The sequence below is a fragment of the Pseudomonas sp. FSL W5-0203 genome, assembly GCF_001896155.1.
Taxonomy (GTDB): domain Bacteria; phylum Pseudomonadota; class Gammaproteobacteria; order Pseudomonadales; family Pseudomonadaceae; genus Aquipseudomonas; species Aquipseudomonas paracarnis.
Genome location: NZ_MPOR01000001.1, coordinates 338106 through 350511 on the forward strand (window position 1 = coordinate 338106; position 12406 = coordinate 350511).

The 12406-nt window shown below is 54.8% G+C and carries 15 protein-coding genes and 1 tRNA gene; 15 read left to right on the top strand and 1 reads right to left on the bottom strand.

Translation table 11 applies throughout. The annotated features are described in order from the left end of the window. Nucleotides 1-6: 6 nt before the first annotated feature. A tRNA-Pro gene (locus BOP96_RS01635) sits at nucleotides 7-83 on the bottom strand. Between the two features lie 281 nt (nucleotides 84-364). Between BOP96_RS01635 and BOP96_RS01640 the strand changes: the two genes are divergently transcribed. From BOP96_RS01640 to BOP96_RS01710, 15 genes are all read left to right on the top strand, one after another. Then, the gene (locus BOP96_RS01640; protein ID WP_032877846.1) at nucleotides 365-1225 is read left to right on the top strand and encodes a ParA family protein; all 861 of its coding nucleotides are present in this window, start codon (nucleotides 365-367) and stop codon (nucleotides 1223-1225) included. 1 nt (nucleotide 1226) lies between these two features. Beyond that, on the top strand, nucleotides 1227-1985 hold the full coding sequence (locus BOP96_RS01645; RefSeq protein WP_060763808.1) for a hypothetical protein: 759 nt from the start codon (nucleotides 1227-1229) through the stop codon (nucleotides 1983-1985). Beyond that, nucleotides 1982-2683, top strand: a complete 702-nt coding sequence (locus BOP96_RS01650; protein ID WP_060763809.1) for a DUF2786 domain-containing protein — start codon at nucleotides 1982-1984, stop codon at nucleotides 2681-2683. The genes BOP96_RS01645 and BOP96_RS01650 overlap by 4 nt, the downstream gene beginning before the upstream one ends. Continuing rightward, nucleotides 2680-3399, top strand: coding sequence for an HNH endonuclease signature motif containing protein (locus tag BOP96_RS01655; protein ID WP_060763810.1), 720 nt, complete (start codon nucleotides 2680-2682; stop codon nucleotides 3397-3399). Before BOP96_RS01650 ends, BOP96_RS01655 begins: the two co-directional genes overlap by 4 nt. Continuing rightward, the gene (locus tag BOP96_RS01660) at nucleotides 3383-3601 is read left to right on the top strand and encodes a hypothetical protein (protein WP_032877851.1); all 219 of its coding nucleotides are present in this window, start codon (nucleotides 3383-3385) and stop codon (nucleotides 3599-3601) included. The genes BOP96_RS01655 and BOP96_RS01660 overlap by 17 nt, the downstream gene beginning before the upstream one ends. Continuing rightward, nucleotides 3598-4947, top strand: coding sequence for a replicative DNA helicase (gene dnaB / locus BOP96_RS01665; protein WP_060766607.1), 1350 nt, complete (start codon nucleotides 3598-3600; stop codon nucleotides 4945-4947). Before BOP96_RS01660 ends, dnaB begins: the two co-directional genes overlap by 4 nt. A 180-nt stretch (nucleotides 4948-5127) precedes the next feature. Further along, nucleotides 5128-5649 carry a hypothetical protein gene (locus tag BOP96_RS01675; protein WP_008437321.1) on the top strand — a complete coding sequence of 174 codons (522 nt, stop codon included), beginning with the start codon at nucleotides 5128-5130 and terminating at the stop codon, nucleotides 5647-5649. Then, on the top strand, nucleotides 5646-5885 hold the full coding sequence (locus BOP96_RS01680) for a type II toxin-antitoxin system HicA family toxin (RefSeq protein WP_008437325.1): 240 nt from the start codon (nucleotides 5646-5648) through the stop codon (nucleotides 5883-5885). The genes BOP96_RS01675 and BOP96_RS01680 overlap by 4 nt, the downstream gene beginning before the upstream one ends. Further along, on the top strand, nucleotides 5885-6886 hold the full coding sequence (gene yejK / locus BOP96_RS01685) for a nucleoid-associated protein YejK (protein WP_060763811.1): 1002 nt from the start codon (nucleotides 5885-5887) through the stop codon (nucleotides 6884-6886). Before BOP96_RS01680 ends, yejK begins: the two co-directional genes overlap by 1 nt. Nucleotides 6887-6919: 33 nt before the next feature. Further along, a complete protein-coding gene (locus BOP96_RS01690) occupies nucleotides 6920-7156 on the top strand; it encodes an Arc family DNA-binding protein (protein WP_060763812.1) in 237 nt (78 codons plus the stop codon). Beyond that, nucleotides 7153-8919 (top strand): ParB family protein, encoded by a 1767-nt coding sequence (locus BOP96_RS01695; protein ID WP_073451700.1) that lies wholly within the window; start codon nucleotides 7153-7155, stop codon nucleotides 8917-8919. Before BOP96_RS01690 ends, BOP96_RS01695 begins: the two co-directional genes overlap by 4 nt. 28 nt (nucleotides 8920-8947) lie before the next feature. Then, complete coding sequence (locus BOP96_RS01700; protein WP_008437329.1) at nucleotides 8948-9643, top strand: DUF2857 domain-containing protein; 696 nt, start codon at nucleotides 8948-8950, stop codon at nucleotides 9641-9643. Then, nucleotides 9640-10941 (top strand): STY4528 family pathogenicity island replication protein, encoded by a 1302-nt coding sequence (locus tag BOP96_RS01705; RefSeq protein ID WP_060763814.1) that lies wholly within the window; start codon nucleotides 9640-9642, stop codon nucleotides 10939-10941. Before BOP96_RS01700 ends, BOP96_RS01705 begins: the two co-directional genes overlap by 4 nt. Further along, nucleotides 10938-11684, top strand: a complete 747-nt coding sequence (locus BOP96_RS29360) for a hypothetical protein (RefSeq protein WP_127880781.1) — start codon at nucleotides 10938-10940, stop codon at nucleotides 11682-11684. The genes BOP96_RS01705 and BOP96_RS29360 overlap by 4 nt, the downstream gene beginning before the upstream one ends. Continuing rightward, entirely contained in the window at nucleotides 11677-12402 is a 726-nt protein-coding gene (locus tag BOP96_RS01710; protein ID WP_060765247.1) for a PFL_4669 family integrating conjugative element protein, read from the top strand. The genes BOP96_RS29360 and BOP96_RS01710 overlap by 8 nt, the downstream gene beginning before the upstream one ends. Nucleotides 12403-12406 lie beyond the last annotated feature (4 nt).

Consider the following 12406-nt stretch of genomic DNA (forward strand, 5'->3'; position numbering starts at 1 on the left):
CGGAAATGGTCGGGGTAGGGGGATTCGAACTCCCGACATCCTGCTCCCAAAGCAGGCGCGCTACCGGACTGCGCTATACCCCGGCATGTGCAACGAAAAGCCGTTGCACATTGACATCATGCGACAACAAAACTACTGTTTGCCGCAGACGGCTGCATGTCGATCGAGTAGATACTGCTCAACTCCGCCCTACTTAACACACATCCGCTTTGAAAATGGTGGGTCGTGTGGGATTCGAACCTACGACCAATTGGTTAAAAGACAATTGGTTCTAGTGCTTCAAAGCCCAGGATCGTGTTCGCTACACATAGCTGTTTCCGTGGCCTCGCAGCCTCTAATGAACCCACATTAGAGGCTCCAAACCATGAAAATCTCTGCGGTCGTTTCGACCAAAGGCGGCGTAGGAAAAACCACCATCGAGGCCAACCTCGGCGCTTTTTGTGCGGATGCAGGCCTGCGCGTGCTCCTCATCGACCTAGATCCTGCACAGCCCTCACTCTCCTCGTATTACCAATTGGTCGACGAAGCTCAGGGGGGCATCTACGACCTGCTGGCATTCAATATCACCGAATCAGCCAAGATCATATCCAGCACCGCGATACCAAACCTGTCGCTTGTCATTTCCAACGACATCAACAACCAACTGAACAGCCTGCTCCTGCAAGCACCTGACGGACGGTTGCGGCTCGCCAACCTGATGCCGGCGTTCAAAGATCATTTCGACCTGGTACTGATTGACACCCAAGGCGCCAGATCGGCCATGCTCGAAATGGTGGTCCTAGCTTCTGATTTGGTCATATCCCCACTTCCGCCCAATATGCTCGCTGCACGGGAGTTCAGCCGGGGAACCATGCAGATGTTGGACGGCCTGCGCGCCTATGGGCGCCTGGGCATGAAAATCCCACCCGTGCGGATAGTCGTCAACAATCTCGACCAAACCACTGACGCGCAAATGATCGAGCAGTCGGTACGGGAAATTTTCCAGGACAATGACGAAATCAACGTTCTGGATAGCGTCGTCCCCAGCGCAGTGGTGTTTCGTAGCGGTTCTTCCCTGGGCGTCCCAGTACACCGCCTGGAATACCGACAGCCTTCAAACCGAATATCCCCGGCAGCCTTAGTCGTCATCCGCCGTTTGGCCATTGAGCTTTTTCCAGAATGGCGTGACCGCTTCGAGGCCATGACCGAGGAAAAGGTAGCCAACTTGGTGAGGGAGGGTCGTTGAAATGGCGAAGCCCTCCATTACCGACGCCCGCAGTATTACTGCAGATCTCATCCTAGAGGTTGGCAAGTACTACAGCGCTCAGCAATTGCGCAGCTTGCAAGCCAAGCTCAGTGGAACCGCACGAGAAATCAGAGCCCTGACAAGCGGTTGCCATCTACCCGGTCGGATTGGCGCCCAGTTGAGCGTTGAACAGATTCAGCTTTTGCAAGACGCCGCGAAGCTAATCGAGTCTGTGAACTCGAACATAAAGCACGCGAAGGAAAAGCGCGGCCGCGACGAAAGCCAAGCCAAACGCCGTCAGCAAAGTCGATATGCCGAAGCCAAACGCCTGGTAGCTGAAACATATCTAGAACCTTTTGTTCCTGAGTCAACGGCTTTGGACCCTCTCCTAGATATTCTTAAAACAGCGCTGACGCTCAATCGCGCAGACGTTTTCAGGAATGGTTATTCACCTAGGGAGTTCAATCTCAGGCTCCGTGATTACCTGTCGCCTGCCAGAACTCGAAAGCTTATTGGCTGGACCAGTCCAAGTGCTTTTTGGATAAGCACGGTTCTCTCTCTGCGTAATGACGTTGTGCAAACTGTTGAGCAAGAGATTGCTTACGACGATGGCTCGAGTGTTCAAGACCGTCTTGATGCCTTGAAACAGAAGGTTGCGGACTGTCTTGCACAGACTCACCTCTCTGCTGATGAGGAAGAAACACTTCGCCTGTGGTCAGAGGCGCTCTCCCCCAGCCTTCAAAAGGAAGGGGGCGAATGATGGACAAGCAAAAAGTCCTCAGCAAGGTTGCCAAACTCATGGCGCTGGCCAAGTCACAAGGCGCTGCCCCAAACGAAGTGGAAATTGCACTTCGTCAAGCTCGCCATTTGATGAAGCAGTACAACCTGGAACACACCGAAGTTGCTGCCCATACAATCGAAGAATCCATTGTGGGTACCAAAACCCGTCGGGCACCGCAGGATTGGCTGCACAACCTGGCCTCAATCTGCTCCCAAGCCTTCGATTGCAGCCACTTGGCGTATTTCAATCCGCTACTTGGCTGGTCCTTCAAGTTCTTGGGGAAAGGCATTTCACCCGAGCTGGCAGCTCACACCTATTCAACGCTGCATCACCAGCTTGTCGCAGCCCGACGAGCTCATGTTGCCCAGCAGAAGCGCTGCCAACTAAAAACCAAACGTCACCGCGGCCAACTGTTTGCCGAGGGCTGGCTCAATGCCGTCGCCTCTAAGGTGAACCAGTTTGCAGGCGGGATAGACGACAATACAGCGCTGGAGATCCAAGCCTACCTGGAATGGCATCACCCAAAACTAACCCTGGCCATTATCAAGCCCATCGAAGCCAAAGGTCATGACACCCGCTCCTTGCAAGCGGGATGGGACCAGGGCAAGCATGCCAGGCTGCATCGTGGTGTTGGACAGCAGTCACAAGGAGCCCTTGGGCATGGGGGGAGCCAATGAGAACTCATTCGCTTTCACCTTTGGCCATGGCGGCGCTGGAACAAGCCAGATCCCAACTTGGGCTTGCCCCGGTTCACAAACACCATGTTTGGAGTGAGGCAGAAGAGCGCTCGCTCATTGCCCGCTATCCCAATGAACCGACTCAGGTCCTAGCCGCCGAATTGGGGCTCAGCGTCTATCAGGTCTACGCCAAAGCCAAACGGCTGGGCTTGAGCAAAAGCGCCGAGTTTCTTCGCAGTAGTCTCTGTGGCCGGCTTGACGGCAAGTTGGGCGCTGAATTCCGCTTTCCCAAGGGATCCGTCCCATGGAATAAGGGCCTCAAGGGGCTCCCCTCCTCTGGCCGCATGACTCAAACGCAGTTTAAGGCGGGGAATAAACCGGGGAACTGGCTCCCTGTTGGCAGCCTGCGCACGACTCCTGACGGCTATCAGCAGAAGAAAATCACCGATACCGGTTATCCACCCGTTGACTGGAAAGCGGTGCACGTACTGCTCTGGGAGGAGCATCACGGACCTGTCCCTTTAAACATGTGCGTGTGCTTCAAGGACGGCAACAAGGCCCATATAGCCCTGAATAACCTGGAGTTGCTGACGAGAGCAGAACGCATGCGTCGTAACACCATTCATCGGTATCCGGAAGAGCTGAAATCCGCAATACGCGCTATCGGCAAACTCAAACGCACCATCCGGGAGGTTGAAAATGAAGAACAAGATTGAAGATCTACGTAATCACCTGTTCGTCGCGATCGAGAGCCTCCTGGACCCGGAAAAACCAATGGAAATTGAACGGGCTAAAGCGGTAGCGGAGGTTGCTCAGGTCATGATCAATTCAGCGAAGGTTGAAGTCGACATGGTCAAAGCCCTGGGGGCACGCAACGGGAGTGGTTTTCTTCAGATAGGTCAGGAGTCAGGGAAATGAATCACCTTGACCTATCACCGCCCTACTCCGTAGAGGCTGAACAAGGTGTGTTAGGTGGGCTACTGCTCGACAACAACACCTGGGATCTCGTCGCGGACAAACTGGATGCCTCTGATTTTTTTCGACACGACCATCGGTTGCTGTTCCGGACAATGGCAAGCCTTGCTGACAAGTCGATTCCGTTCGACATCGTCACCGTCCACAACGCGTTGGAGGAGCCAGACGAAGCCGGAGGGCTGGGCTATCTGGGCGAGCTGGCCAAAAACACGCCGTCTGTAGCCAACATCGAGCATTACGCATCCATCGTGCGTAATCGCTCTCGGCTCAGACAGCTCATGTCCCTTGGATACCAATGCTCTCGCGAGGCGACAGACCCGTTGGCAAGTGCGGAGGATGTTCAAGAATCAATTGAACAGCAACTGTTCGCTCTGGGTGAGGGCAAGAGCGCAACGGAATTCGTCAATATCAACCAGTGCCTGACGAATGTCGTCGAACAAATAGACGAACATTTCAACGGCAATATCACCGTGACCGGCCTGCCTTCAGGCCTGGAGGACCTGGACGAGCTGACGTCGGGTTTTCAAGAAGCCGACCTGATCATCCTCGGCGCGCGCCCGTCTATGGGGAAGACCTCTCTGGCCTTGAACTTCATAGATACGGCTCTGCAGGCAAAGCTTGATCGTACAGTTCAGGTTTTCAGCATGGAAATGCCGGCCAAAGCATTGATGTATCGATTGATGGGCATCCTAGGCCATATCGATCTGGGCAGGCTATTGAAGGGCAAGCTCGATGATGATGATTGGCCGAAGCTGACTGCAGCGGTTTCTCGTATCAATGGCTATGGCGAGCGCCTGGTCATCGACGACTCATCAGCGCTCACGCCTGCAGTAATCAGAGCCAAATCTCGTCGAGCAGCTCGTCGCTTCGGGCACCCGAGCTTGATCCTGATCGATTACCTGCAGCTCATGCGCTGCCCAGGTCAGGAAAACAGAGCCAACGAGATCAGCGCTATATCCCAATCCCTCAAGGCCCTGGCGAAAGAGATGAATTGCCCGGTGGTTGCGCTTTCCCAGCTCAACCGAGAACTGGAGCGACGGCCAAATAAGCGCCCGATCAACGCAGACCTACGTGATAGCGGTGCGATTGAACAGGACGCGGACCTGATTATGTTCGTCTACCGGGACGAGGTGTACCACCCTCAGAGCGAACACAAAGGCATTGCAGAAATCATTCTCGGCAAGGCGCGTAACGGCCCAACTGGGACCGTACGAACAGCCTTCATCGCCAATCAGACCCGGTTTGCCAACCTCAGTCCCAACGCCGGCTGGCAAGGGGCTCAACTATGAAAAAGCACACCTCAGCGATGAATACTCTCGTATGCATCACTCACTGGTGCCTTCAATGCGATAGCCACCACCCGAAACATCAAGTGAGTGGCGCTCCAGCCTTACCCGGCGGTGAAGTGGACGAGCTTATTTGCCCTACTTGCAATAGCTATGACATCGAGGAGCTTCAGGAGGTGTCGGATGCACAGTAGCGCCGAGCTATTTCCTAGTATCCATGCCGGTGCCGTGTTCGAAGCCTCTGCTGTGGCTCATGCCCATAAATCTGGGATCAACCCGGTGGAGCTCGACGCATTAGCTCAAGCGATCGGCCGCCTTGCTCGTGACCACAGCACCGTGGTCCCAATGAGCATGCGTGAGGATCTGTTGGAGTTTGAGAAGCTCGGCTACGTCGAGCTGACCAACACGCCCAGCGCAACAATTACCGTTGAACTGCTCTGTGCGGGCGCCTTGCTATCCAGCTACTTCTGGTCGGTTTGGGTGCCCCGCTACCTCCAGTGCTGCTCGCTGAAAGTGGCCGTCATGTCTCACCTGCAACACCCCGCGGAAGTTCAGCACTGCAGCGTGGTGTTCCGCGTGCCTGGAGCACGTGAGGCTACGCGTCACTTTTTGCATGAGCTCGGTACCAAGTTTCCTGGCGACCAGGCTGAAATCATCGCGATCCAGACCGGTAACGTTCTGGCAGACAGGGATGCAGAGCTATGACCACCAATCTCCTACGCGGAAAAAGCGAGAGCCTTCGTGTACTCGTGAAGTTTGCTGAAGCGAATGGCTGGACGGTGTCTCGCACTCAAGGTGGCCATATCAAGTTCACGAAATCTGGCCTTGGATCGATTTACACCTCATCAACCGCAAGCGATTACCGCTCAGGCCTCAACGCCAAAGCCCGTATTCGTCGTGCTGATCGAGCTCAAACCCTACACTCGCAGGAGGCAATCTAATGCCTATCCGTCATTGCATCGTCCACCTGATCGACAAAAAACCCGATGGCACACCAGCTGTTCTCCAGGCACGCGATTCGGAGCTATCCGAATCGGTCGCCATCGAGAACATGCTTGCCGACCTCAACGAGAGCTATAACGCCAAACAAGGCAAGGCTTGGGGTTTCTTCCACGCCGAGTCTGGCGCGCACCCGTTTAGCGGCTGGTTAAAGCAGTACTTTGAAGGTGGCCAGGACTTCACCGCCTTCAGCCACACGGCGGTCGAGCATCTGCAAAAGCTGATGGAGGAATCCAACCTCTCCACCGGTGGCCACGTACTGTTTGCCCATTACCAGCAAGGCATGACCGACTACCTAACTGTCGCCCTGCTCCATCACAGTGAAGGCGTGGTGGTTACTGACGATCTGGACGTCACTCCTTCACGCCACCTGGACGTAGGCCAGTTGCACCTGGCGGCGCGTATCAACTTGTCCGAGTGGCAGAACAACAAGCAGTCCAAGCAGTACATCTCGTACATCAAAGGCAAGAACGGTAAGAAGATCTCGGGGTATTTCAGCGACTTCATTGGCTGCATGGAAGGCGTCGACGGCCCGGGCGAAACCCGCACCCTCCTCAAGGCGTTCAGCGACTTCGTTGAAAACGAAGACCTGCCAGACGAATCGGCCCGCGAGAAAACCAAGGCCCTGGTGGACTACGCCACCAGCCAGGCCAAGCTCGGTGAACCCATGGGCCTGGAGGAACTGTCAGGCTTGATCGATGAAGATCGCCCCAAGGCGTTCTACGACCATATCCGCAATAAGGACTACGGCCTGTCGCCGGAAATCCCCCTGGATAAACGCACTCTCAACCAATTCCGGCGGTTCACCGGCCGTGCCGAAGGCTTGTCCATCAGTTTTGAAGCCCATCTGCTAGGGGACAAGATCGAGTACGACGAGGCGTCCAATTCATTAGTCATCAAGGGGCTACCAACCCAACTCACTGATCAGTTGAAACGTCGCTGAACACACTTTCTACCCTAGGCATCGGAGCCCACCATGATCAACAAACCAAAACGTCTGCACGAAGAAAAATTCGTTGTTCGCCTTCCCGATGGGATGCGCGAACGTATCGCAATGCAGGCGCGCGAAAACACCCGATCAATGAACTCGGAAATCGTTCATCGCTTGGAATCCACCGTCGAACTTGAGGCCGCTCTGGATCGAGCTTTAAAAATCATTGACCAGCTTTTGGCGGCAAGCCCAGCTTACGAGCAACCTGGAGCCAGAGTATGAAACCGTCTTTGGCCCAGACCATGAAAGATAAGCTGCTGCTGCCTGCGTTTGAATCAAAGTCGCCGGTGGCAGCGCGAATGAGCGACCCCATCGTCGATACCCCTATGCTATTGACCCTCGACGAAACACTGCCGTATGACGAGAACCCAAGGACGACTCGTAACCCCAAGTACGATGAAATTAAAGAGTCGATACGGAATCGGGGACTCGATACGCCACCTCCCGTCACCCGTAAACCTGGGGAAGATAAGTACCGGATCCGCAACGGCGGCAACACTCGCCTGGCAATTTTAAACGAGTTGTATCGTGAGACCGGCGACGAGAAGTACTTCAAGTTTCACTGCCTATTTCGCCCCTGGGACGCCGTTCGGGGCGAAATCATCTCGCTCACCGGCCACTTGGCTGAAAACGACCTGCAAGGCCAGCTCCTGTTCATTGAGCGGGCTATTGGGGTCGACAAAGCGAGAGCCTTGTATGAAACAGAGGCAGGGGAATCAATCTCATTGCGAGAGCTTTCCCGGCGGCTGTCATCGGATGGCTACCCGGTCTCTGCATCTCACTTGAGTCGTATGCAGGACAGCATCCGTTACCTGCTCCCAGCAATACCTGGAGTACTTTACTCAGGGCTGGGCGTAGATCGGATCTCGAAACTGCTTGCGCTACGCAAAACAGCTCTTCAGTGCTGGGATCGCAATTATCAAGAGCAGGAGCAGCACCTTGATTTCGATACGCTCTTCCAAGATGTACTGTCCCAGTTTGAAGGCGACGCTGAAGAATTCCTATTCCAGCGATTTCAGGACGAACTGATAGATCAGCTAAAAAAACCGCTGAACCTCGGCTACGAGCAGATACTGTTGGAAATCACTCAGAACCAGGACCAGTTGCGCCGGTCTACGCCGGTTCTTGAGCTGCCACAGTACCCTGCATCGCAATTTGAGGGGGGGACTCAACTTAACGTTTCAAACAATGGCATTGAGGCTAATCAGAACCCTCTACAACTACCCCCTACTACTTCGGGGGGCAGCACACATAAGACGACGCCCTCCAAAGAGAGTCCTTCACCTCAAGGGGGGCAACAGCAACTGGCACCTGCTCCGCAGGAGCAAATGAGCCCACAAGAGCGCCAAGCACGTATCGATGGGCACGTTGCGAGCCCTGTGAAGACTTCTCCCAGAGTCGACAAGATGAAACGGGAGCTCGCTGCGCTTGACGGTGAGGTCTTGCCCGACTTCGCCTCCAATGCCTTGGTGGCCATCCCTGTTCAAGCTGGCGGACTCAATCCCATTTCCGACCTTTGGTACATCGAACGCGAAATAGACAATACCGCGACCCTGCGTCAGCACATCGCTCAATTGGCTCGCGAAATAGCCAGCTCGGTCAAAGCCCCAGGTCAATTTATCGATATCGATGGTGGCGTCGGATTCAGCTACCGACACCCCGAAGCGGAAGTCGAAATTACTGCCACAGCCCAACATACCTTGACGCTGCTCCAGTCTTTGAGCAGCTCAATGGCCATCGTACTGAAAATGATTCAGCAGCAACCCGAGCTTCAAATCGACGCTTTGGCTGACTTCGAGTTCGCAGCCGGGCTGGGCCAGATCTTACTGGGCCAGCCTCACACAAAAGATCAGCCCCCTGAAAGTGAATGCCGTCTCAGCGACGGCGCTTTAGTGAAGCTGTTCCGCATTATTCGTCTCGCAAGACGTTTGATTGACCTGGAAATCCAGTCAGTCGCCAACAACGGTCCGAATTCAGCCAGTTAACACACGGACTCTACAAGGGGGAGTCGTCATGTCCAAGACACCAATAAATGAAGCAATCCTGTCACAGGTGCTTCATCACATGCGAAATGGCCAACTTCGGCGCTGCATCGAAATGGGCCTGGAGCCAGAGATATTGGCTCAGCTCCAACAACCTTCAGTACTGAGCTTGCTGCTTAACACTCCCGTGTCTTGGTGCAACGTCACCATTGATGGGGACATGGTAAAAAAACTACTGTCAGGCGCGCAGCGTTCTGATGAAGAAGTGCGCATGATTGAACGTGCGCTGCGACTTGGCGCGACCACTCAAATGCTGCAACAGTTCTTCGGGCTGTCTCCGCAGGATGTGGCCCTTCAACGCCTCATGATCGGCGTGACGGCACGTCGTGGCCGTTGGCGCGAATTCAGTGAGGAGATGGACGCTCAGCTTTGGTACCGATGGACGCACCTAATGCAAGAGCATCAGGTAGAGCTTGGCGACAGTCTCGCGTTGCTGGACATCGCCATGTTAGTCGCCGAGGAACTCAATGCTCCACAGGATACTAGCCCAGATGAAACCCACGAGAACCTCAGCCTGGCCATCATCTGGCATCGCATTCAGTCCTGGATAAAGGAAGGGCTTTACCCTCCAGCAAACCCTGGCCTTCCGAGAAGGCTACAGCTTGTGTCTTCTCAACGACTTGCACAGCCTGCAGCGACATCGGTGGAAGGTGACTCTGTATTATGAGGTTGTCTCGGCTCCCCTTGTCGACGCTTTTAGACTCGGCCTCGGGTCACCTTGAAGCTCATTTGCTTCAGAAAAAAGAGTCGGCGCCTCCGGGGATTGAAGGGTCTTCCCCCTACTCCGGAATTATTTTCAGCGGGAACCCACACGAAACGGTACCTCGCCGATTGCTTTTGGATGATCGCTTAACCCCGCTTGAAAGAAACACCTGGCAGGTATTTCGCCTACTGATCAATGACGACGGCCTTACGGCGTTCCCTACCTATGACCAACTGCGGCCATATTTGGGTATGCAACCCGGTAGGCCTGCCTCACGTGAAACTGTATCAAAAGCATTAGTGACCCTAAGGCTTACCCGTTGGCTTAGCCTGGGGCGACGGGTGCGCAATGATCTGAGTGGACAAGTGCAAGGCAACGTCTACCTGCTTCATGACGAACCGGTCACACCGGCCGAAGCTCTAGAGTTCGACAAGGACTACTTGCAGCTACTCGCGCAGTCAATGCAGCACCAGACCAAGGTGATTCGCGAAGTGGCAGAAATTGCCTGGAAGGAATTTGCATCTGATCCTGATGTTGGCCAACGCTTACCTAGCAGGCTGGACATCATCGAATCCCGCATGAATAGCCAGGCCTGGACCAAAGCACAGGCGCCAGTCGTTCTTAAAGCGACTGAGTTCGGAATCCGAACTCAGCAAAATATAGCTCTATCTCCACTGAGTTCGGATACCGAACTCAGTGGAAAAGGCGAAGAGCGAATCGCTTTGGAGCAGAGTTCGGATGCCGGACTCAGCCGGAAATCACTGAGTTCGGGCTTAGTTCGGCATCCGAACTCATATAGTACGTATACAGATACACACAAAGATGTTTGTAAAAGCTCTGTACATGTACCGCCCGCACCAAACGACATCGCTGCCGATTTGCTCGGTGCACTGCATCGACTACCGGTCGATCAGAAGCAGAACGCGGTCCTGGCGCTGCAAAAGGTTCCTGCAGAGTTGAAACCGGCGCTCATCAAACAATGGGTCCACCGCTGTGACTCGGGAGGGGTCCGTAACCCGCTGGGTTACTTGATGACGCTCGTCGGAATGGCCGTTCGTGGCGACTTCAACAGCCAATGGAGCCCTGACGAGAAGGCGAAAGTAATTCCCGAACGTCAAGACTCTTCAGCACCGCCAGAGGATGCAGCGCAGTCGACAAAGACGCTAGCTCTGCATCGTAGTCCTGAGTCGATACAAACCGCGAAACACACACTCAGCGGGATGTTGAATTTGCTGAAGCCCAATCGGGGTACACCTCCATGAAGTTTGGTGTAGAGCCAGCCTATGGAAGTGATGCGGCCCGCATCACTTCGGTTGAATCCGATATCGGTAGCGGCAGCTATGCATGTGATGCGACCCGCATCACCCTGGCAGAATTCGATATCGGTGTCGGCCACCACGCAAGTGTTGCGGCCCGCAACACTCCAACAGAATCCGGAATCAGCGGAGGCCCTCACGCAAGTGGTACGGCCCGCACCACCTTCGCAGAATCCGGCATCAGTGGAAGCCACCACGCAAGTGTTGCGGCCCGCAACACCCCAACAGTATCCGGCATCTGTGGAGGCCTCTACGCAAGTGTTGCGGCCCGCAACACTTCAACAGAATCCGGCATCGGTGGTGGTCGACACGCAAGTGGTGCGGCCCGCACCACCTCAACAGTATCCGGCATCAGTGGAGGCCACCACGCAAGTGTTGCGGCCCGCAACACTCCAACAGGATCCGGATTCAGCGGAGGTCACCACGCAAGTGTTGCGGCCCGCAACACTCCAACAGAATCCGGCATCGGTGGTGGTCGACACGCAAGTGGTGCGGCCCGCACCACCTTCGCAGAATCCGGCATCGGTGGTGGCTATCAGCTCACAGGCGAGTTACATCTCTTCCTATATATAGAAGCATCAACAAATCCCCTTCCATCGGGCTACGCATTTAATGCTGCGTCTCCTATAGCCAAATTGCAGCATGGGTACGTCAATCCTCTTCCCAAGGAAACACTGCACCATGGCTGATAACTTCCGGCTCAACATCGGTTCACTGCGCAGCGATGTGAAGCTCACCCTTCACACTCACCATGCCGCTCGTATATGGATGGGGCGCCCTAAAAATGACCTCAAAGCCGGCATCATCGGTCTGTCAGGGTTCTGCACTGTCGTCAATCGGATGTCTCGTGGCGCCCAACAGGATGATCCCTACTCTGACTGGTGGATGATCCTCCTCGAAGAAAAGATCAACGATTCCAAGGAAGCGCTAAAGACCATCGAAGATCGACTGGACACAGCCATGGCCTCCCTTCCTCCGGCCATCAGCATTAGCGAAAACCTGTCGATCCAGCCTGTCAGCCTCCCGCTGTATATCTCCAACCCCCTGGGATTTCAGGCGGTGTACCTGCTGACGAACTATGACGAAATTGTCAGACGCATTCTGCTGGCCCAGCACGTTGGTCTTGTCGGGCGGCACGATATGGAAACCTGGATCGATGAAGGCGCAGCGGTACTGCGGAGACTGTTTGGTCTGGCCCAGATCTATAAGTACTCAGGCGCTGCCCGCGACGACTTCGCTGCAAACAATGCCAAGGCTGAAGCAGCCCGCAAAATGTACGAGCGGTACGGTGAGCTGCCACAGGACATCCTGGAAGGCACCCGCCGTTCGAATTTCGCGCCACCGATCATCCGCGGTCAGCAGCAAACCGAGACGGATGATCATCTCGATGACTCCGTTGAGGGTTAAAGAG